This is a genomic window from Sphingomonas cremea, assembly GCF_021502585.1.
Lineage (GTDB): Bacteria > Pseudomonadota > Alphaproteobacteria > Sphingomonadales > Sphingomonadaceae > Sphingomicrobium > Sphingomicrobium cremea.
The window spans coordinates 182,887-203,118 of the sequence record NZ_JAKFGM010000001.1; the positions used below are offsets into that span (position 1 = coordinate 182,887).

General features: G+C 62.3%; 18 protein-coding genes. 12 read left to right on the forward strand and 6 right to left on the reverse strand.

What is annotated here, in order from left to right; all coding sequences use genetic code 11:
• Position 1 precedes the first annotated feature (1 nt).
• Positions 2-2,113, reverse strand: coding sequence for a CHASE2 domain-containing protein (locus tag LVY65_RS00935; RefSeq protein WP_235066139.1), 2,112 nt, complete (start codon positions 2,111-2,113; stop codon positions 2-4).
• Between the two features lie 118 nt (positions 2,114-2,231).
• Positions 2,232-3,302 (reverse strand): phosphotransferase family protein, encoded by a 1,071-nt coding sequence (locus LVY65_RS00940; RefSeq protein ID WP_235066140.1) that lies wholly within the window; start codon positions 3,300-3,302, stop codon positions 2,232-2,234.
• Positions 3,303-3,358: 56 nt separating this feature from the next.
• Here LVY65_RS00940 and LVY65_RS00945 point away from each other — a divergent pair, with 56 nt between their 5' ends.
• From LVY65_RS00945 to LVY65_RS00965, 5 genes are all read left to right on the forward strand, one after another.
• Positions 3,359-4,210 (forward strand): metallophosphoesterase family protein, encoded by an 852-nt coding sequence (locus tag LVY65_RS00945; protein ID WP_235066141.1) that lies wholly within the window; start codon positions 3,359-3,361, stop codon positions 4,208-4,210.
• Between the two features lie 48 nt (positions 4,211-4,258).
• Complete coding sequence (gene nadC, locus LVY65_RS00950) at positions 4,259-5,128, forward strand: carboxylating nicotinate-nucleotide diphosphorylase (RefSeq protein ID WP_235066142.1); 870 nt, start codon at positions 4,259-4,261, stop codon at positions 5,126-5,128.
• 67 nt (positions 5,129-5,195) lie between these two features.
• The gene (locus tag LVY65_RS00955) at positions 5,196-6,602 is read left to right on the forward strand and encodes an NAD(P)H-dependent flavin oxidoreductase (RefSeq protein WP_235066143.1); all 1,407 of its coding nucleotides are present in this window, start codon (positions 5,196-5,198) and stop codon (positions 6,600-6,602) included.
• Positions 6,602-7,081, forward strand: coding sequence for an SH3 domain-containing protein (locus LVY65_RS00960; protein WP_235066144.1), 480 nt, complete (start codon positions 6,602-6,604; stop codon positions 7,079-7,081). Before LVY65_RS00955 ends, LVY65_RS00960 begins: the two co-directional genes overlap by 1 nt.
• A gap of 24 nt (positions 7,082-7,105) precedes the next feature.
• Positions 7,106-7,570 carry a RidA family protein gene (locus LVY65_RS00965; RefSeq protein ID WP_235066145.1) on the forward strand — a complete coding sequence of 155 codons (465 nt, stop codon included), beginning with the start codon at positions 7,106-7,108 and terminating at the stop codon, positions 7,568-7,570.
• Here LVY65_RS00965 and LVY65_RS00970 read toward each other — a convergent pair.
• The 3 genes from LVY65_RS00970 to LVY65_RS00980 form a co-directional block, all read right to left on the reverse strand.
• Entirely contained in the window at positions 7,567-8,337 is a 771-nt protein-coding gene (locus LVY65_RS00970; protein ID WP_235066146.1) for a glutaredoxin family protein, read from the reverse strand. The genes LVY65_RS00965 and LVY65_RS00970 overlap by 4 nt on opposite strands.
• Positions 8,338-8,538: 201 nt before the next feature.
• Complete coding sequence (locus LVY65_RS00975; protein WP_235066147.1) at positions 8,539-8,988, reverse strand: hypothetical protein; 450 nt, start codon at positions 8,986-8,988, stop codon at positions 8,539-8,541.
• A gap of 67 nt (positions 8,989-9,055) precedes the next feature.
• Positions 9,056-10,240 (reverse strand): acetyl-CoA C-acyltransferase, encoded by a 1,185-nt coding sequence (locus LVY65_RS00980; RefSeq protein WP_235066148.1) that lies wholly within the window; start codon positions 10,238-10,240, stop codon positions 9,056-9,058.
• Positions 10,241-10,359: 119 nt separating this feature from the next.
• Between LVY65_RS00980 and LVY65_RS00985 the strand changes: the two genes are divergently transcribed.
• Together LVY65_RS00985 and LVY65_RS00990 are read left to right on the forward strand one after the other, a co-directional pair.
• Entirely contained in the window at positions 10,360-11,511 is a 1,152-nt protein-coding gene (locus LVY65_RS00985; protein WP_235067138.1) for an isovaleryl-CoA dehydrogenase, read from the forward strand.
• Between the two features lie 53 nt (positions 11,512-11,564).
• Positions 11,565-12,413 carry a c-type cytochrome gene (locus tag LVY65_RS00990; RefSeq protein WP_235066149.1) on the forward strand — a complete coding sequence of 283 codons (849 nt, stop codon included), beginning with the start codon at positions 11,565-11,567 and terminating at the stop codon, positions 12,411-12,413.
• Between the two features lies 1 nt (position 12,414).
• Here the strand turns inward: LVY65_RS00990 and LVY65_RS00995 are convergent, their stop codons facing one another.
• On the reverse strand, positions 12,415-14,499 hold the full coding sequence (locus tag LVY65_RS00995; RefSeq protein WP_235066150.1) for a M13 family metallopeptidase: 2,085 nt from the start codon (positions 14,497-14,499) through the stop codon (positions 12,415-12,417).
• 254 nt (positions 14,500-14,753) lie between these two features.
• On the opposite strand from LVY65_RS00995, the gene LVY65_RS01000 reads away from it, so the two are divergent.
• From LVY65_RS01000 to LVY65_RS01020, 5 genes are read left to right on the forward strand one after another with little or no spacing between them, the layout of a single operon-like run.
• Positions 14,754-16,355, forward strand: coding sequence for a carboxyl transferase domain-containing protein (locus LVY65_RS01000; protein WP_235066151.1), 1,602 nt, complete (start codon positions 14,754-14,756; stop codon positions 16,353-16,355).
• Entirely contained in the window at positions 16,355-17,350 is a 996-nt protein-coding gene (gene bioB / locus LVY65_RS01005; protein ID WP_408021952.1) for a biotin synthase BioB, read from the forward strand. The genes LVY65_RS01000 and bioB overlap by 1 nt, the downstream gene beginning before the upstream one ends.
• Entirely contained in the window at positions 17,347-17,853 is a 507-nt protein-coding gene (locus LVY65_RS01010) for a hypothetical protein (protein WP_235066152.1), read from the forward strand. Before bioB ends, LVY65_RS01010 begins: the two co-directional genes overlap by 4 nt.
• A 16-nt stretch (positions 17,854-17,869) precedes the next feature.
• A complete protein-coding gene (locus LVY65_RS01015; RefSeq protein ID WP_235066153.1) occupies positions 17,870-18,334 on the forward strand; it encodes a nuclear transport factor 2 family protein in 465 nt (154 codons plus the stop codon).
• Positions 18,331-20,208 (forward strand): acetyl/propionyl/methylcrotonyl-CoA carboxylase subunit alpha, encoded by a 1,878-nt coding sequence (locus LVY65_RS01020; RefSeq protein ID WP_235066154.1) that lies wholly within the window; start codon positions 18,331-18,333, stop codon positions 20,206-20,208. Before LVY65_RS01015 ends, LVY65_RS01020 begins: the two co-directional genes overlap by 4 nt.
• Positions 20,209-20,232: the final 24 nt, after the last annotated feature.

A 20,232-nucleotide genomic window follows, 5' to 3' on the forward strand; every position in this document is an offset into this window, starting at 1 on the left:
GTCATTTCTCCTTGAGCCGGACAGCGCCCCCCGGCCCTGCTTCCCGAAGGCGGCAAGCAAAGGCCGAAAGAGCGGCATCCTTATCATGGGTTAAGCAAATTTGTTCGATTGCGTCGAGGGCGGAGGAGTCGCCCTGGTCAAATGCCTCCCATAATCGGACAAGCTTTACTCGAACCGCCGGATCGAAATCGGGCACCGGCTCCCACACGACAACGGGCGTGGCGCGGCCTGAAAGGATGATCCGTCCCATCGGGCGGAAGACATCGAAGCTCGTTTGACTGCGCGCCTCGTCGCTGACCAGGGCGACGGATTTCAGATATTTGTTGGCGCCTTCAAGCCGCGCCGCGCAGTTCATCGCGTCGCCAAGTGCGGTGTAACTAAGACGGCCTTCTCCGCCGAAATTGCCGACGACGGCGAAGCCATAATGTAGTCCGGCGCGGGTGCGGCCGAACTCAGCGCCGGGTTCATTGTGCGTTGCCGAGAATTCGCGGGTGAACCGGTTCATCGCCAGCAGTGCCGCGGTTGCTCGATCGGCGTCGTCGTCCCGGGCGATTGGAGCACCCCAAAAGGCCACCACGGCGTCGCCGACAAATTTGTCGATTGTGCCGCCATGTTCGAGGACAATGTCACTCATCCCGTCGAGATAGGCATTGAGCAGGGTCGCGACCCGTTCCGGCGGAAGTCGGTGGCTCAGTTCGGTGAAGCCCTCAATGTCCGTGAACAAAGTATAGAGCGCGCGTTTTTCACCGGTCAGCGACAGCTTCTTCGGATCCCGCAGGATCTGCGCGGCGATATCGCGCGGCAAATATTTGCCGAGAGCCGATTGGGCGTAGCGGCGCTGCTCCGAACCCAATGCGCGCACCGCCGCGCCGGTCGCGGCATAGGCCAGCGCCCAGCCACCCAGCCAGCCAAACGCTGGCAGTCCATAGGTGTCGATACCGCTCCATTCGAAATAGAAGGGTGCAAAGCCGAATAATATTAGCTGCCCGAGCACCAACAGGGCCCCCACCCACGGTCGGATGTCCAGCATTGCGGTGAAAGCGCCGCATAGGACGACAATGATTGCGAGCGCCCATAGCGAAACTGGCCCCGCCGGCCGCGGGAGTCGCCGGTCCAGCAATTGTGCAGCCATGGTCGCATGCGCTTCCAGGCCACTGACAGTTGGCTTGTCTAGTCGGCTGGCAGGGCTTTCAAATTGGTCGAGGTTTGGAAAATCGCCACCGATCAAAACGATCCGGCCCTTGACCTGGTCGGCGACTAGCGCCGGCACTTCAGGCAGGGCGTACATGTCGATTGGTATCTTGTTGAAAAGGTCGGTGCCGTTCGATGTGCGAAAATCGATGCTGCCCGTGTAGGAAAAGTCAGGCGGGGCACCGGTCACCGCAATTGGCAAAAGTGGCGGCAGGCCTGGCGGCGGCGACGGCCAGCGCCGGAGGACATTGTCGCTATCCGGCTGGAGCCGGACCGACGCCGGCCGAACCTTGCTGCCGGCAAGCGTGGCGAACCACCGGTTCATGAATTGCTGCTGCCATTGCAGGATTTCTTCTGAGCCAGCCGACTGGCGCGTGGCATAGGCCAGCCAGACTGGGGTCTTCATCTCCTTCATCACGGCAAGCAGCTGGGGATCTTCCCGTTGCGGCTGGTCGATCAAAATGTCGATTCCGATCGATTTTGCGCCCATCTTGTCGATGTTGGCGAGCGCTCGCGCCAGGATCGCCCGGTCTAGCGGTGAGCGCTTCTCAGTCGCCTGCACAGTATCTTGCGTATAGGGGATCAGAATGATGCGGCTGTCTTGGCCGATCTTGTTCCTCCGCTCCGATGTCGCCTGGCGGAAATCGAACAGGGCGCGTTCCGCATCGGTAGCGATCGGCACGGTTTGAAGCGGTTCGCCTGATCGAGCCGGGAAGTGCAGCTTTGCATCGCTGCCGACGCTGACTGGCAATTCCCAACTGTAGCGGGCGAAAAGGATGGCCCAGAGAATGATTAGCGCGGTGCCCAGCAAGCGGGTAAGGGGAACGCGCCGAAGCTCCCGCACGACTCCTTCGACCGTCGGCCGTTCGTCGCCCTCAAGCGGGTCGGGACTGGTGCCCCATCTGCGACGCGGCTCGTCCACGCTCAGCGGCTCTCACCCTCAAAATCGCGCATAGCCTTGACCCCCGTCGGCTGGGGCAGCGAATCATGCAGCCCGAAGCGATTAACTTGCGATAAATTTTTTTTACCGCCGCGGCCAGTCAGAGACGCGCTTCGCGTGCCTGCGCGAGTGCAAGATCGGCTAGCGGCTCGAGTTGGCCTACCATTTGTGCCGCATGGGCCGATGACGCGTTGCCGCGCGCAAGCCGCCCCTTGATGCCATGAAGGATGGCAGCAAGGCGGAACATCACAAACACCATCAGATAGTCGACGTTGGGAAGATTGCCGCGACCGGTGCGGCGGCAATATGCCTCGATATATTCCTGCTCCGAGGGAATGCCGAGCGCGGCAAGATCGAGCCCTGCAAGGCCGGTAAAGATACCGGCCGGCATGCGATACATCAGCAGGTTGTATACGAAATCGGCAGCCGGATCGCCAACGGTCGACAGTTCCCAGTCCAACACTGCGGCGACCCGCGGCTCGGTGGGCGCAAAGATCATATTGTCGCAGCGAAAATCGCCATGGACCACGCGTGCGTCACCGCTGTCGGGCGGCAGGTGTTTCTCCAGCCAATCGACCACGGCATCCATCTGCGCAAGTCGGCCGGCCTCGACATCGGATGCATATTGCTTCGACCATCGGGCGACCTGCCGTTCGACGAAGCCCGAGGCCCGGCCATAGTCGGCCAGCCCGATCGCGACTGGGTCATAGCTGTGCAGCTGCGCAATCGTTGCGTTCATCGCATCGAAATGGGCCGCGCGCTCGATGGGCGACAGGCCGGGGAATGACGCCTCCCAGACGATGCGCCCTTCCACCAGGTCCATGACGAAAAAGGGCGTGCCGATAATGCTTTCGTCTTCGCAGAGGCCGTGGACATGGGGCACTGGAAAGCCATGCGCACCCAGCGCGCTCATCACTCGCGCCTCACGCTCGACAGCATGGGCTCCGGGAAGGAGCTTACCCGGCGGTTTGCGGCGAAGCACGAAGGCGCGACCTGCCGGCGTGTCCAGGCGGTAGGTCGGGTTGGATTGGCCGCCCCGGAACTGGCTGACTGTCAGGGGACCGGCGAAGCCGTCGACATGTTCATCCATCCAGCGCTCAAGAGCCGCGACATCGAAGCGAAGCCTTTCGCTGACATCGCGGGTGCCCGTGTTCGCTTCGGTGCGGTCCATCGACGCGACCATGCGAGGCAAGCGGAGCGATTGCAATTGCCCCGCGTTTATTGGCCATGGCTCGCATCGCGCACCTTTCGGACCTGCACTTCGGCGCCCATGACGACCGCCTTGTGGCGGCGGTCGAAGAGCGGCTCGAAGAAGCCAAGCCTGACCTTGTGGTAATATCCGGCGATTTTACCCAGCGCGCCCGAACCGAGCAGTTCAAGGAAGCCTGCCGTTTCCTGGAGCGGTTGAATGATGCGGGCCATGAGGTGCTCGGCGTTCCCGGCAATCACGATGTGCCACTCTACGATGTCTTGCGTCGCTTCATGTCGCCGCTGAGCCGATATCGGCGTTACATCGACGATACGCTCTGCCCTTATCACGAACTTCCCGGTGCTGCGGTGCTGGGTATCAACACGGCGCGATCGCTGACCTTCAAGGACGGGCGAATCAACGACGAGCAAGTGGCCTTCATCCGGGAATCGTTCGCTCGAACCGGCCGGGAAACCGTGCGGATCCTCGTCACCCATCATCCGATGTTCGCTCTACCGGTTGGCGAGGGACCGGAACTTGGAGAAGCAGTCGGCCGCCAGGAATTGGCGTTGCGGGCTATCGCCGAGGCTGGGGTCGATTTGCTTCTTGCCGGGCATAACCATCGGGCGTCGACACACCAGGCGAGGGACCTGGTGACTGACGCGGGGCCCGCACTGGTGATTCAGGCGGGGACCGCGACATCGACCCGATTGCGCGAAGAGGAGCAGAGCTTCAACCTGCTGGAAATCGTCAAGGGGGAAGCGAAGGTGTCGGTGCAGGCTTGGAACGGCGATAACTATCGGTCGCGCAACGCCGAAAGCTATATTCGCCATGGCGCACACTGGCAAAGCGTGTCGGGCGACCAGCTGGCCGAAGCGCCGGGCACTTGAGTCAAATGGCTCGTCGCGCCAAAGGACTGGCGCATTCGGGGAGGATTGATGGACGCCGCGGCTTTCGAAACGACGGATCTGCCGCAATTCGACGTGAGCGAATTCGTTCGCCGGGTGCTTGCCGAAGATTTGGGCTCTGGCGGCGATGTCACCTCCAAGGCGACGATCGACCCTCACGCCCGCTTTACCGCGGAGATGAACTGCCGAGAGCCTATCGTCGTCGCGGGACTGGAAATCGCCGCCGCGTTTTTCCGCGCGCTCGATAGAGAAGTGCAGATCGAGCGACTGGTGCGTGACGGCGAGGCAGTTCCGGTCGGTGCGGTGTTGCTTCGGTTGAATGGCAACGCGCGAGCCATGCTTGCGGCCGAGCGGTCGGCGCTCAACACGCTCCAGCATCTGTCTGGAATCGCCACCATGACTCGTCGCTATGTCGACGCGATTGAGGGCACGGGCGCCATCCTGCTCGATACTCGCAAGACAATTCCGGGCCTGCGGCTGCTCGAAAAATATGCGGCGCGCATGGGCGGAGCCGAAAATCATCGCATGCGATTGGATGACGGATTGCTGATCAAGGACAATCACGTCGGCGTAGCCGGTGGAGTGGCCGAAGCTGTTCGCGCGGCCAAGGAATATGGCAGCGGATTGCCGATCCAGGTCGAAGTCGACCGGATTGAGCAGATTGAACCGGCGCTGGTGGCTGGCGCCGATCGCCTTCTGCTCGACAATATGAAGCCAGATTTGCTCTGCGAAGCTGTCAAACTGGTAGCCGGACGCGTTCCGTTGGAGGCGTCTGGCGGGGTGAATTTGGACAGCATCCGCGCCATTGCAGAAACCGGGGTCGACTATATTTCCGTCGGTCGCATCACACAGTCGGCGCCTGCAGTCGACATCGGGCTGGATTATGTGCTGGATGCCTAACGCATTTTTTCCGCGCCAAGAGGCCGCTTGCGGCTTATAGGACCGCAAACGACCATTGGAGACGCACTTGTTCAAAGGTTTGAAGCCCATCCTGTACGGCGGCCAGGAAGTCTGGCCGCTGGTCGAGGGGGGTAAAGGTGTCTCCGCGACCAACCATGCCAGTTCGGGCGCTTGGGCGGCGGCTGGCGGCATTGGCACAGTGTCGGCAGTGAATGCCGACAGCTACGATCCCGAAGGCCGCATCATCCCGCAGGTCTACAAGGCACTCACCCGGCGCGAGCGGCACGAAGAGCTGATTCACTACGCGATCGAAGGTGCCGTGGCGCAGGTCAAGCGCGCCTATGAGATGGCGGGCGGCAAGGGCGCGATCAACATCAACGTCCTTTGGGAAATGGGCGGCGCGCAGCGCGTGCTCCACGGCGTGCTGGAGCGCACCAAGGGCATGGTCACCGGCGTCACCTGCGGCGCGGGCATGCCCTACAAGCTTTCCGAGATCGCCGCTTCCTATGGCGTTCATTACCTGCCGATCATCTCCTCCGGCCGCGCCTTCAGCGCGCTCTGGAAGCGGGCTTATTCCAAGGCCGCGGAATGGCTTGCCGCGGTCGTCTATGAAGACCCCTGGCTGGCGGGCGGCCACAACGGCCTCTCCAATGCCGAGGATCCGCGCAAACCGCAGGATCCCTATCCGCGCGTCAAGGCATTGCGAGAGACAATGCGGGAAGGCGGCATTGCCGACAGCGTGCCGATCGTCATGGCCGGCGGCGTCTGGCGCCTCGACGAGTGGAACGACTGGATCGACAATCCGGAACTGGGGCAGATCATGTTCCAGTTCGGCACCCGTCCGCTGCTGACCCAGGAAAGCCCGATTCCACCCGAATGGAAGGCGCGGTTGATGACGCTGGAGGAGGGCGATGTGCTGCTCCACCGCTTCTCGCCGACCGGCTTCTATTCCTCGGCGGTCCGCAATCCTTTCCTGCGCTGTCTCGAATCTCGCAGCGAACGGCAAATCGCATTCACCAAGGAACCGATCGGCGACCATGCGTTCGAACTCGACGTGGGGATCGGGACCAAGAAGAATTACTGGGTGACCAAGGGCGACCTGCAGCACGCCCGCGAATGGTTTGGCGCGGGCTTCACCAATGCCATGAAGACGCCCGACGATACGCTGGTGTTCGTGACGCCCGAGGATGAAAAGATCATCCGCAAGGACCAGGCCGATTGCATGGGCTGCCTGTCGCAATGCGCTTTCTCGTCCTGGGCGGACAATGAGAAGAATTCGACCGGAAGGCTAGCCGATCCGAGGAGCTTCTGCATCCAGAAGACGCTTCAGGATATCGCCCACGGCGGGCCGGTCGAGCAGAACCTGATGTTCGCCGGACATGCGGCATTCCGGTTCAAGAGCGACCCATTTTATTCGAACGGCTTCGTGCCGACCGTAAAGCAACTTGTCGACCGTATCCTGACGGGGGCTTGATGCTGAAGCGGGGGCTGTGCGTTGCGTTGTTGCTTGCGGTCGCGACGACTGCGAGCGCGCAGGACAAGAAGCCGCCTTACTGGGCCTCGATCGCCAGTGGCGAAGCGATGATGCGCAGCGGGCCCGGGCGCAACTATCCCGGCATCTGGCTTTACAAGCGCCGGGATCTGCCCATCCGCGTCGTTCAGACCTATCCCAACTGGCGGAAGATCGAGGATCCGGACGGCCAGCAGGGCTGGATGCTGGTGACGTTGCTCAGTGACAGGCGAACCGGGATCGTAAAGCCGGGCGAACCCCGCAACATCCGCGTAAAGCCGGAGGCCAATGCGCCGGTGCGATATCGCGCGGAGGCAGGCGTCGTCGGCCGCATTGAAAAATGTGACGGGACATGGTGCCAAATCCAGATCGGCAAGCGCAAGGGCTGGATCGCGCAAGGCGACGTCTGGGGCACCGACGAAAATGAGGTTGTGGACGACTGACCTGGGAACATGGGGAGACATGAGATGAAAAGCGTTTGGCTTGCGACTGCCTCGATCATTTTTGCCTTTAGTTCCAGTACCCAGTCGTCCGCTGCGCAGCGCCCGGTCATCGAGCATATCGGCAAGCCGACGCTGAATGGCCAGCCACTGCCCTTCTCCCAGGCGGTACGGGTAGGCGACATGCTTTATTTGTCGGGACAGATCGGTATCGGCGCCGACAACAAGTTGCCGGAAGGGATCGAGGCGCAGTCCCGGCAGGCGATGGACAATATCGCCGCCGTTCTGAAAGGCGCCGGGCTTGGCTGGGGCGACGTCGTCAAATGCACGGTGATGCTCGACAACATGGCCGACTGGCCCGCATTCAACAAAATCTATGTCGGCTATTTCGGCGACGCCCCCAAGCCCGCGCGCAGTGCCTTCGGCGCGGACGGCCTGGCGCTGGGCGCGTTGCTTGAGGTCGAATGCATGGCCTATGCGGGAAAGCGCTAGCCAACCAGCATCCGGCCCATCCAGACCGCCATCACGATCATCATCAGGTTTTCGGTCAATGAGATGAATCCCAACGGCACGTTCGACGATCCGCCGACGCATGCACATTTTAGCTCTCGCCGGTCGACGTAGACCGCCTTGAATACCGAGATCGCTCCTTCAAGTCCGATGAACAGCGTGACTGGCGCGGCAAGCCAGATCAGGCGATCAGACAGCATCAAAATGCCGGTTACGCCCTCAAGCAGCGGGTATAGGCTGGCATAGGGCACCCAGCGTTGCGACAGCAGGTCGTAGTTGAGAAACATTGCCGAGAATTTCTCGACATCCTGCAGCTTCAGGAGCGCCAGGACGATCATCGATAATCCGATGAACCACTCGCCAGCCCGGATGGTGAATGGCGTACCGAAAACCGATGTACTGAGCGCAAGCGCGCCGAGCGCCGAAATCGCGAACAGGGCGATGACCGGAACATAGGTCGTGCCGTTCGGGTCGCGCACGGCCTTGCCGAGGAAGCGCTTTAAATCGTCGTAGCCGCCAACCCGCACGCCATTGATAAAGATCTGCGGAGTCGTCGCGACTTTGTGCTTCGCCTTGAAGGCGTCGATTTCATCACGGCTCGTGAGATGACGATCTTCAACCTGATAGCCATTGCTTTCCAGCAGATGCTTGGCCTTCAGGCCCCAGGGGCAGACGTGCCCGGGCATCACCATGCGATGGATAGCCGCGCGCTTAGCCGCCGCGGCGCTTACGAATTCAACTTTGGTCATTGTTCGTCCTTGCCCGTTTAACGAGTCGGACGATCCTTAGCTTCCGTACCATGGTACGGAGTCAAGTATGGCAAGTTGACGATTGGATGGCCTGCTCTTCGCGTTCGCCAACGTGGCGAGAGGAGGGACTCGACCGAATATCGCGCTGTCAGCTTATGTTGGGGCGGCGCACCCCCGTCGCGCCGCCCTCACAAGGATAGGTTAGGGCTTAACCGCGTCAGGAACCGCCATGAAGGCGACGCGCTTGACGGTCAGCTTCTCGCCCTTGTCGCTGGTCGTATCCATCGACGCGCCGATCTCGACCGGCGACGTGGTCCAGCAGACCTCGCCTTCCTTATCCATCGCGCTGGTGAAGCAGGCCTTGTCGTCCTTCATCACCGCCGTTCCATGGTCGATATGCTTGTCGCCAGACCAGGCGACATAATTGCCGCTGGCGTCGATCGACTCGGTCGTAGCCTTGCCTTCGCGCGTGAACTCCCAGGTCGTTTCGTTGATCTGGAAGCCGGCAGGCGTCGCCAAATTGGCATCCATCGCCGCATTTTCGTCCATGGCCATGTTTGTGTCGACGGCGTTCGCGTCGGTGGTCGTTTCTGCCGGCTTGTTGCAAGCAACGAGCGCCAGCACGGCCAGTGAAGTCATCACGATCCGCATATCTCTCTCCCTGTTTGACGAGGGGAGTCGCGTTAGCAGCTTTGCCGGCTCAGCGCACCTGATGTGGTCAGGCCAGTTCGACCGCCACGGCCGTCGCTTCGCCGCCGCCGATGCAAAGGGAGGCAACGCCACGCTTCTTGCCCTTGGCCTTGAGCGCACCGATCAGCGTGACGATCAGGCGAGCGCCGCTGGCACCGATCGGGTGGCCGAGCGCGGTGGCGCCGCCATGGACGTTGATCTTGTCGTGCGGAATGCCAAGGTCGCGCATCGCGAACATCGCAACGCAGGCGAAGGCCTCGTTGACCTCGAACAGGTCGACGTCGTCGACGCTCCAGCCGGCCTTCTTCAGCACCTTTTCGATCGCGCCGGCAGGGGCGATGGTGAACTCGCTCGGCTCGCGGGCGTGGGCGGCGGATGCGACGATCCGGGCGACCGGTTTCAGGCCCTTGGCGTCGGCATCCGACTGGCGGGTCAGCACCAGCGCGGCGGCGCCGTCCGAAATCGAAGAGCTGGTCGCGGCAGTGATGGTGCCGTCCTTGGCGAAGGCTGGCTTCAGTGTCGGAATCTTGTCCGGGCGGCCGCGGCCCGGGGCCTCGTCGGTGTCGACCACCGTTTCGCCGCCACGGCCCTGGATGACGACCGGAACGATCTCCTCCTTGAAGGCGCCACTGTCGATCGCCGCCTTGGCGCGCGAAAGGCTCTCGATCGAATAATTGTCCTGCTCTTCGCGGGTCAGCTGATACTGGTTGGCGGTTTCCTGGGCGAAGGTGCCCATTGCCCGGCCCGGCTCATAAGCGTCCTCGAGGCCATCGAGGAACATATGGTCATAGGCGGTGTCATGGCCGATGCGTGCGCCCGAGCGATGCTTCTTGAGCAGGTAGGGCGCATTGGTCATCGACTCCATGCCGCCGGCGACGATCAAGTCGGCATTGCCGGCCTTCAGCGCTTCCTCGGCCATGATGACCGTCTGCATTCCGGAACCGCAGACCTTGTTGACAGTGGTCGCCTGTACCGACTTGGGCAGGCCAGCCTTGATCGCTGCCTGGCGCGCCGGGGCCTGGCCGAGGCCGGCGGGAAGCACGCAGCCCATGTAAATCCGATCAATCTCATCGCCTTTGATCCCGGCCCGCTCCACCGCTGCCTTGACCACGGTCGCCCCGAGGTCGGTGGCGGAAACATCGGCAAGAGTGCCTTGCATCGAGCCCATTGGGGTGCGTGCGGTAGACAGGATGACGATTGGATCGGTGGCCATGGCAATTCGACTCCGGAGGATTTCGATTATGTTGCAGGTGCACATAAGCGCCGGGAGCGCCTTGTTCAAATGCCGAACGCGATGCTAGGCGCGCGGCAAGGGAGAATGTGATGAGCGAGATGGCCGGCCTGGACTTCGACCTGGGCGAGATGGCGGAGACGATCCGCGATACGACGCAGCGTTTCGCTGCCGACAAGATCGCGCCGATCGCCGCCGAGATCGACGAAAAGGACCGCTTTCCGGTCGAGCTATGGCCGCAGATGGGCGAACTCGGCCTGCATGGCATCACGGTCGAGGAAGAATGGGGCGGGCTTGGGCTCGGCTACCTTGAGCATGTCATCGCCCAGGAAGAAGTCGCCCGCGCCTCGGCCTCGGTCGGGCTCAGCTACGGCGCGCACAGCAATCTGTGCGTCAACCAGATCCGCCGCTGGGCGAACGAGGACCAGAAGAAGAAATATCTGCCCAAGCTGATCAGCGGCGAACATGTCGGTGCGCTGGCGATGAGCGAGGCGGGCGCCGGAAGCGATGTCGTCGGAATGAAGCTCCGTGCCGACAAGTCGGGCAACGGCTATCGCCTCAATGGCACCAAATTCTGGATCACCAATGGCTCCCACGCCGACACGCTGGTCGTCTACGCCAAGACGTCGCCCGAAGACGGCAGCCGCGGCATCACGACCTTCATCATCGAAAAGAGCATGGAAGGCTTCTCGATCGGCCAGAAGGTCGACAAGATGGGCATGCGCGGAAGTCCGACCGCGGAACTGGTGTTCAACGATTGCTTTGTCCCGGCCGAAAATATCATGGGCCCGGAAAACGGCGGGGTCGGCGTGCTGATGAGCGGCCTGGATTATGAGCGGACCGTGCTCGCCGGGATCCAGCTTGGCATCATGCAGGCCTGCCTCGACGTGGTCATCCCCTACGTCCGTGAGCGAAAGCAGTTCGGTAAGCCGATCGGCGCCTTCCAGCTGATGCAGGCGAAGGTCGCCGACATGTATGTAGCGCTCAATAGCGCGCGTGCCTATGTCTATCAGGTCGCCAAGAATTGCGACGCAGGCCGGACAACCCGTTTCGACGCGGCGGGCGCTATCCTGTTGGCCAGCGAAAGCGCATTCAAGGTCGCCGGGGAAGCCGTTCAGGCATTGGGCGGCGCTGGTTACACCAAAGACTGGCCAGTCGAACGCTACATGCGTGACGCCAAGCTGCTCGATATCGGCGCCGGCACCAACGAAATCCGCCGCATGCTGATCGGCCGTGAGCTGATCGGGGCCTGATCGCGGCGAGCGCGCTTTTGCGTTAATGCCGCTCCTAGCAGGGGAGGGGCGTGATGAAGAATTTCGTGATTCTGCTGGCGTTTGCAGGCCTGGCCGCATGCAATCGCAACGGTTCCGAGGACGGCAAGGCACCAGTGTCGGCGACGCCTGCCGCTTTGAGCTTTGAAGGCGCCGACTACAAGGACGACGCCGCCAAGATCGCGCACGGCAAACGCCTCGCAACGATCCTCGACTGCACCGGCTGCCACGGCGAGAATCTTCAGGGCAAGAACGTCACCGCAGACGACCCCAACTATGGGGACATGAACGCCCCAAATGTCACGCTCCTGCTCGAAAAGTATAGCGATGCCGACCTCGACAAGCTGTTCCGCCACGGCGTGCCCAAGGATGGCCGCGAATTCTGGTTCATGCCGGTGGAGTCATTCCAGTTCCTGAGCGACGACGATTACGAGGCGCTCAAGGCCTACATCCGTAGCTTCAAGCCGGCAGGGACGCAGTTGCCGCCGATCAAGAAGGGCAAGGGTTTTTACGAGGATGTCGAGCGGGGCTTCGGCGATGCCCAGCAACAAATAGCGCGATATCGCGCCAACCTGCCCTCCGACATGGGGAAGGAGCATGAATGGGGCCGTTATCTGGTCGAGACGACCTGCACGGCATGCCACAACAGCCAACTTCAGGGATATGAGGGCTTTACGCCCAATCTCGACGTTGCAGGAGCTTACAGCGAAGCAGAACTGACCCGCCTGCTTACCACCGGCGAGGGCAAGGTGAAGAAGGAACTCGGAATGATGTCCGACATGGCGCGCAACCATTTCTCGCAACTGACTTCGCGCGAGCGCGACGCCATCGTCGATTACGTCCTGGCCCGCGCCGGCCGTCCGCAGCCGGCGCAGGCTCAGTAAGTCACCAGACTTTCACGCGCTTCTCGGGCGCAAGGTAAAGCTTGTCGCCCGGCTTCACATTGAACGCCGAGTACCACGGATCGAGGTTGCGCACTGTGAGCGCGCGATATTGGCCTGGTGCATGGCCATCCGTTGCGATGCGAGCGCGGAGAGCGGCGTCGCGCATCTTGGTCGCCCAGGTCTGGGCATAGGCAATGAAGAAGCGCTGGTCGCCCGTAAAGCCGTCGATCACCGGCGCCTCCTTGCCGCCCAGCGATGCCTTGTAGGCGTCGTAGGCCGCGGACAGGCCTGCCACGTCGGCGATATTTTCGGCCAGCGTCTGGCGTCCCTTCAGGTGCAGGCCGGGTAGCGCCTCATAGCCGTCATATTGAGCGACGAGTGCCTGGCCGGCCTGGTTGAACTTGGCGAGATCCGCTGGCGTCCACCAGTTCCTGAGGCGCCCCTGGCTGTCGAAGGTAGAACCGAGATTGTCGAAGCTATGGCTGATCTCATGCCCGATCACTGCACCGATCGCGCCATAGTTGGCGGCCGCGTCCGCGCCGCGATGGTAAAAGGGGACTTCGAGGATTCCGGCGGGGAAGTTCAATGCGTTCTGAAGCGGGATGTTGATCGCATTGACGATTTGCGGGACCATCCACCACTCGTTCTTGTCGGGCGCCTGGCCCAGCTTTGACAGTTGGTGGCGGTATTCGAACTGCAATGCCCGCTGGTAATTTCCATAGGCATCGTCAGGCTTGATTTCGAGCGTGGAATAGTCGCGCCACTTGTCGGGATAACCGACGCCGACATGCATCGTCGTCACCTTGGCGCGGGCTTCCTTCTTGGTCTCCGGGGCCATCCATTCAAGCGCGGCGATCCGCTTGTCGAAGGCTGACTTTATGCCGCCGACCATCTTGTCGATCTCGGTCTTCTCCGACGCCGGGAAATATTTGGCGACGTAGAGCTGGCCGACGGCGTCGCCGAGCAGCCCGTTCAAACTTTGCTGCAACTGCTTGTCGCGCGGCCGCTCCTCCGGCGCACCGGTCAGGGTCGTGCCGAAGAAGGCGAAATCATCCTTATGCATTTGGGTCGGAAGCACCGGGCCCGACTGGATGATCTGGTGGAACGCTAGCCAATCCTTCCACGCCTCCAGCGGCTCCGACGCGACCAGCGCGGCGAGTTTGCGGGTCGGCTCCGGATGCCAGACGACGATGGTCGGGACGGTCGCCAGCTGCGCACCCTGGAAAAAGGCGTTCCAGTCCAGGCCCGGCGCCTTCTTGGCGAAGTCGGCCTGGCTCCACGGATTATTGGCCTTGAAGCTGTCTTCGGTCTCGACGATCGTCGCGTGCGCAGCAGCAATCTTGGCTTCCAGGTCATAGACTCGCTTGGCCCGCGCTTCGGCATTGTCGAGGCCGGCTGCGGCCAGCGACTTCGTGATGAAGGGCTTATAGGCGTTGCGGATCTTCGCCATCTCCGGGTCGGACGAAATGTAATAGTCGCGGTCGGGCAGGCCGATGCCGCCCTGCAGCAGATAGGGGACGTTCTTCGACGGGTCGGACATCGACTGGGTGACGAAGATTCCGAACAAATTCTCGGTTTGAAGGTCGGTCGCATTCAATGGGTCGACGTCGGCGCGAATGGTCGATCCGATCGCCGATGCCAGCGCGCGCTTGTCGGCGATCGCTTCGAACCGGTCGATGTCGGCCTTGAGCGCGGGCAGGGTCCGCGCATCGATCCCCGCCTGGTCCATGAAGGCGCCGCGATAATCGGCGACCTTGCGTTCGTTTGAGCCCGCTGCGGCGTCCGACTTGGCGACGTCCGCCATCAGCGAATCCATCCGCTTCTCCAGCTCCTGCTGGGTGATGTAGAAGGCGCCGATAGAGCTGCGGTCGGCCGGGATTTCGGTGTTCTTGAACCAGCTGCCGTTGGCGTAATTGAAAAAGTCGTCGCCGGGCTTCACGCTCTTGTCCATCGAGGCAAGTTCGATGCCCGACTTGCTGGCCGCAGTTGCTTCGACCTGATTGTCGGTCGTGCCGCTCCGGCAGGCCGCCGCTCCGAGCGCAAGGCCGGCGCTGCCGAGCAGCAGGACAAGTGTCTTGTGGCGCATTTCTTTCTCCCTTGGCGCGGCCGGTCTGACTCCGCCGCTTTGCAAGTCGCATTGGGGACGCTACGCGCAGGGCACTAGAAGGTTTCGACAAACGGGGATTTGGGTCAGATGAGCGAGCAGCCGAGCGCAGGAGAGGGATTGCGCAGCAATCACGAAACAGCGCGAAGAGTTCGCGAGCTCCGGACGGCCTGCCGCTCTGCGGACAGGACCGACGGCGCGAATTCACTTCGCGCCGGCATTGCCGGGAGGTTCCAATGAGCGCACCGCGGCTCGATACGAAGATCGACCTGTCCAGCGAGGAATCGCGTGCTCGTGCCGCGCACAATCGCGCACTGGCTGAAAAGCTGCGCAAGGATGTCGCCAAGGCAGCCAAGGGCGGCAACGAGAAGTCGCGGGAGCGCCATATCTCGCGTGGCAAGCTGCTTCCCCGCGACCGGGTCGAGCGGCTGCTCGACCCCGGATCGCCGTTCCTGGAAATCGGCCAGCTCGCGGCTTGCGACCTTTATCATCGCGAGGTGCCCGGTGCAGGCATGATCGCCGGCGTCGGCCGCGTGTCGGGGCGGCAGGTGATGATCGTCGCCAATGATGCAACGGTGAAGGGCGGCACCTATTATCCGCTCACGGTCAAGAAGCATCTCCGCGCGCAGGAAATTGCCGAGGCCAACCGGCTGCCATGCATCTACCTGGTCGACAGCGGGGGCGCCAACCTGCCCCACCAGGCGGAGGTATTCCCCGACCGCGATCATTTCGGCCGCATCTTCTTCAACCAGGCCAATATGAGCTCGAAGGGCATCGCCCAGATCGCCTGCGTGATGGGCAGCTGCACCGCGGGCGGCGCCTATGTCCCGGCCATGAGCGACGAGAGCATCATCGTCCGTAACCAGGGCACCATCTTCCTCGCCGGTCCGCCGCTGGTTAAGGCAGCAACGGGCGAGGAGATCAGCGCGGAGGACTTGGGCGGCGGCGACCTTCATGCGCGCAAGTCGGGCGTGGTCGATCATCTCGCCGAGAATGACGAACATGCACTGACCATCGTCCGCGATATCGTTTCGCACTTGGGAAGCGAAGTGGGGGCGGGGCTCGAACTGCGCGAGCCGCGCCCTCCACACTACGACGCCGAAGAACTTTACTCGATCATCCCCGAGGATGTCCGCGCGCCCTATGACGTGCATGAGGTGATCGCCCGCATCGTCGATGGCTCCGAGTTTCACGAGTTCAAGCCTTTGTTCGGCTCATCCCTGGTATGCGGCTTTGCCCATATCTGGGGAATGCCGGTCGCGATCCTCGCCAACAACGGCGTGCTGTTCAGCGAGAGCGCGGTTAAGGGCGCCCACTTCATCGAGCTCGCCTGCCAGCGCCGCATTCCCTTGCTGTTCCTGCAGAATATCTCCGGCTTCATGGTCGGCGGCAAATATGAGGCGGAGGGAATCGCCAAGCATGGCGCCAAGTTGGTCACCGCCGTCGCCACCGCCACCGTTCCCAAGGTCACCGTGCTGATCGGCGGCAGCTTCGGCGCCGGCAACTACGGCATGTGTGGCCGCGCCTATTCGCCCCGCTTCCTGTTCACCTGGCCCAACAGCCGGATTAGCGTGATGGGCGGTGAGCAGGCGGCGAGCGTGCTCGCAACGGTCCACGCCGATGCGGCCAAATGGACGGCGGAGGAAGCAGAGGCGTTCAAGCGGCCGATCCGCGATGATTATGAGGCGCAGGGTAACCCGTGGCACGCCACCGCACGGCTGTGGGACGACGGGATCATCGACCCGGTGCAGACGCGGGACGTGCTGGGCCTGGCCTTCGCGGCCTGCCTCAACGCGCCAATCCCCGACAAGCCGCAGTTCGGCGTGTTCAGGATGTGATGAGAGTGATGACGATGCCTACCAACTGGACCCGCGCCGAAATCACCGACCTGTTCGACCTACCGTTCACCGAGCTCGTGTTCCGCGCGGCCGAGATACATCGCGTCAACCACGCGGCGGGCGAGGTGCAGCTGTGCACCCTGCTGTCGATCAAGACGGGCGGCTGCCCCGAGGACTGCGGCTATTGCTCGCAATCCGCCCACGCCAAGAGTGGTCTCAAGGCCGAGAAATTGATGGACGTCGACGCGGTGCTGGCCGCGGCGGCCGAGGCCAAGCGCCAAGGCTCGCAGCGCTTCTGCATGGGCGCCGCGTGGCGGGAGCCCAAGAACCGCGACATGGACAAGGTGTGCCAGATGGTCGCCGGCGTGAAGGCGATGGGGCTGGAAACCTGCATGACGCTCGGCATGCTGACCGGCAGCCAGGCGCGCGCACTTAAGGATGCCGGCCTCGACTATTACAACCACAACATCGACACCTCGCCCGAACATTATGGCGAGATCATCTCGACCCGGACCTTCCAGGACCGGCTCGACACGCTTGAGGAAGTGCGCAGCGTCGGGATCAGCGTCTGCTGCGGCGGGATCGTCGGCATGGGCGAAAGCCGCGAAGACCGCGTCGGCTTCATCCACGCGCTGGCGACGCTGCCGCTCCACCCGGAAAGCGTGCCGATCAACGCGCTGGTCCCGGTCAAGGGCACGGTGCTTGGCGACATGTTCGCGGGCGAGCGGATGATCGACGACATCGAGTTCGTTCGCACGGTCGCGGTGGCGCGGATCACCATGCCGCGATCGATGGTCCGCCTGTCGGCCGGCCGCGAGAGCATGAGTGAATCGACGCAGGCACTTTGCTTCCTGGCGGGCGCCAACAGCATTTTCACCGGCGATAAGCTGCTGACGGCCGCCAACGCCGGCGACAATGCGGATGCTGCGCTGTTCGCCAAGCTGGGCCTTAAGGCGATGGAGGCCGAGGAGCCGATGCGGGTAAAGGCGGCATGACCAGGGGCCTGCCTTTGCTTGCCAGTCTGCTGCTTGCTTCGTGCGGGCATGATGCGCAGCCCGAAACAAATTCGGACCCGGTTACCAATGCGGCGGCGGTCGAACAACCGGCCAACCAATGCATGCCACCAACACTCGCGATGGAAAATGGCGCTCAGCCGTTTGGCCAGGGTTCGGCATTGCTGGGCGAGTTCAAGGCCAACTTTGCCGCCGCATTTGAACGCTCCTGTGCAAAGGGCCTGTTCAAGGAAAAGCCGCTGATCGACCCCAAGGCGGCAGACCAGAAGCAGCTATTCCTGGTCAACGCACCGGAGGCGAACATCGCCTCCATCTACCTCAGTAAGATCGATGCCAACCGGATGGTGCTGGAATATCCGTTCCTTACCGGCGATGGACGGACCCAGGTGCCGTCGGCCGACGAACTTGAAGAGGCGATTTATTGCGAGGTGGTCGGCGCGACCCCGGAAGAACAGGAAGCGAGCGGCCGATGCCTTGCCGATTGAACGGGAAAACAAAGTCATGAGCTTGATTGTCCTTGCATCCTTTTTGGCAGCGCAGGCCGCAAAGCCGAATCCCCCTGCCGTTTCTGACGAGCGAGCCGCGGTCATGGCGGCAGTCGACCGGGTGTTTGCGGCCATCAACAGCAATGATGCGGCCGCCTTCAAGGAGATGATGGTGCCGGAAGGCACGAACGTATCGGTACGCTACCAGCCTGACGGAAGCGCGACGCTCCGCGTCAAAACCAACCTCCAGGAAATCGCCGAGGCAGCGACCGAGAAGCGCCGCTTTACCGAGAAATATTGGGACCCGACGCTATTGATCCACAATGGTGTTGCCATGTTTTGGGCGCCCTATTCCTTCGACATCGACGGCAAGCGATCGCATTGCGGCATCGACCAGTTCGACTTCGTCAAGATCGACGGTCAGTGGAAGCTTGCCAATTCGATGTGGACGGTCGAACCGGATGGTTGTCCGAAGCAATGATCAAGTCTCTGCTCATCGCCAACCGGGGCGAGATCGCTTGCCGGATTATCCGCACCGCTCGGAAGCTCGGCGTGCATACAGTTGCGGTCTATTCGGATGCCGACGCCAAGGCGCTCCACGTCCGCATGGCCGACGAGGCAGTGCACATCGGCCCCAGTCCTGCGATCGAGAGCTATTTGCGCGGTGAGAAGATCATCGCGGCGGCGAAGGCGACCAAGGCGCAGGCGGTCCATCCGGGATATGGGTTCCTGTCGGAAAATGCCGACTTCGCTCAGGCCGTCATCGATGCCGGGCTTATCTGGGTCGGGCCCAAGCCGGACAGCATCCGCGCCATGGGCCTGAAGGACGCGGCCAAGAAACTGATGGCTGACGCCGGCGTACCGGTGACGCCTGGCTACCATGGCGAAGATCAGGACCCGGCGCTCTTGAAGTTCGAAGCCGACGCGATCGGCTATCCGGTGCTGATCAAGGCGGTCGCCGGCGGCGGCGGCAAGGGCATGCGGCGGGTCGATGCCGCAGAGGACTTCCAGGAGGCACTCGACAGCTGCAAGCGCGAGGCGGCGAGCAGCTTTGGCGACGACCGGGTGCTGATCGAAAAGTACATTCTCTCGCCCCGGCATATCGAAGTGCAGGTGTTCGGCGACAGCCATGGCAATGTCGTCCATTTGTTCGAACGCGACTGCTCGCTGCAGCGGCGTCACCAGAAGGTGATCGAAGAAGCCCCGGCTCCCGGGATGGACGAGGCAACGCGCGAGGCGGTGTGCGGCGCGGCCGTGCGCGCGGCCAAGGCGGTCAATTACGAGGGCGCTGGAACGATCGAGTTCATCGCCGACGCCTCGAAGGGCCTGAAGGCCGACCGCATCTGGTTCATGGAAATGAACACGCGGCTACAGGTCGAACATCCTGTGACGGAGGAAATCACCGGGCAGGACCTGGTCGAATGGCAGCTGCGCGTGGCAAGCGGCGAGAAGCTGCCGAAGAAACAGGACGAGCTGTCGATCAACGGCCACGCAATTGAAGCGCGGCTCTACGCCGAGGACCCGGCCAAGGGATTTTTGCCGAGCGTTGGGCGGCTCGAGCATTTCGATCTGGGTGACGAGGGCCGGATCGAAACCGGGGTAGAGGAGGGGGATGCCATCTCGCCTTTTTACGACCCGATGATCGCCAAGCTGGTCGCTTGGGGCGAAGATCGCGCTGAGGCTATTGGCGAATTGGCGAGCGTCCTCGACGAGGTTGAGGTTTGGCCGGTGCGGACCAATGCCGGTTTCCTGTTCAATGCGCTGCTTGACGAGGATTTTGGTGGCACTCGGATCGACACTGGCTTCATCGAGCGCAAGCTCGATGAGCTTGTGCCCGATCCGGAGCCGGATGAGGCAATCTGGCGCGGTGCCGCGGCAGTAGCGACTGCCGAGGATGAGGAAGAGGCAATTGGCGAACTGTCCGGCTTCAGGCTCAACGCCAGCCCCAATCTCGGTGTTGCGCTTGGGCGTGGCGGCAAATTCCAGCGGATTGAGCTTGAGGATGGGGAGCCGATGGCCGCCGTTTCCGGCTTTCGCGACGAGGAACGCGTGGTCGTTTTCTATGAGGGCCAGTCCTATGAATTCGACCGCTCTTCGCGCGGCAGCGTAGGCGCGGCGGCGGGGGACGGCGCAATCCTTGCGCCGATGCCGGGCAAGGTGACCAGCGTCGAGGTTTCGAAAAGTGGAAAGGTTGCCAAGGGACAACGCTTGCTGACCCTGGAAGCCATGAAAATGGAACATGGGCTGGTCGCACCCTTCGACGGTGTGGTCGCGGAGTTGAACGTCAAGGCTGGCGCGCAGGTGCAGGTCGATGCTGTGTTGGCGGTGATTGAACCTGCCGGTTCCCCGGCGTAGGCCGGGGCCCAGTCATCGCAAGCA

Bases quoted from the DNA above. Each gene is read 5' to 3' on its own strand.
- LVY65_RS00940 (WP_235066140.1), bottom strand. From the start codon at position 3,302: ATGGACCGCACCGAAGCGAACACGGGCACCCGCGATGTCAGCGAAAGG.
- LVY65_RS00945 (WP_235066141.1), top strand. From the start codon at position 3,359: ATGGCTCGCATCGCGCACCTTTCGGACCTGCACTTCGGCGCCCATGAC.
- nadC (WP_235066142.1), top strand. From the start codon at position 4,259: ATGGACGCCGCGGCTTTCGAAACGACGGATCTGCCGCAATTCGACGTG.
- LVY65_RS00960 (WP_235066144.1), top strand. From the start codon at position 6,602: ATGCTGAAGCGGGGGCTGTGCGTTGCGTTGTTGCTTGCGGTCGCGACG.
- LVY65_RS00965 (WP_235066145.1), top strand. From the start codon at position 7,106: ATGAAAAGCGTTTGGCTTGCGACTGCCTCGATCATTTTTGCCTTTAGT.
- LVY65_RS00970 (WP_235066146.1), bottom strand. From the start codon at position 8,337: ATGACCAAAGTTGAATTCGTAAGCGCCGCGGCGGCTAAGCGCGCGGCT.
- LVY65_RS00975 (WP_235066147.1), bottom strand. From the start codon at position 8,988: ATGCGGATCGTGATGACTTCACTGGCCGTGCTGGCGCTCGTTGCTTGC.
- LVY65_RS00980 (WP_235066148.1), bottom strand. From the start codon at position 10,240: ATGGCCACCGATCCAATCGTCATCCTGTCTACCGCACGCACCCCAATG.
- LVY65_RS00985 (WP_235067138.1), top strand. From the start codon at position 10,360: ATGGCCGGCCTGGACTTCGACCTGGGCGAGATGGCGGAGACGATCCGC.
- LVY65_RS00990 (WP_235066149.1), top strand. From the start codon at position 11,565: ATGAAGAATTTCGTGATTCTGCTGGCGTTTGCAGGCCTGGCCGCATGC.
- LVY65_RS00995 (WP_235066150.1), bottom strand. From the start codon at position 14,499: ATGCGCCACAAGACACTTGTCCTGCTGCTCGGCAGCGCCGGCCTTGCG.
- LVY65_RS01000 (WP_235066151.1), top strand. From the start codon at position 14,754: ATGAGCGCACCGCGGCTCGATACGAAGATCGACCTGTCCAGCGAGGAA.
- bioB (WP_408021952.1), top strand. From the start codon at position 16,355: ATGAGAGTGATGACGATGCCTACCAACTGGACCCGCGCCGAAATCACC.
- LVY65_RS01010 (WP_235066152.1), top strand. From the start codon at position 17,347: ATGACCAGGGGCCTGCCTTTGCTTGCCAGTCTGCTGCTTGCTTCGTGC.
- LVY65_RS01015 (WP_235066153.1), top strand. From the start codon at position 17,870: ATGAGCTTGATTGTCCTTGCATCCTTTTTGGCAGCGCAGGCCGCAAAG.
- LVY65_RS01020 (WP_235066154.1), top strand. From the start codon at position 18,331: ATGATCAAGTCTCTGCTCATCGCCAACCGGGGCGAGATCGCTTGCCGG.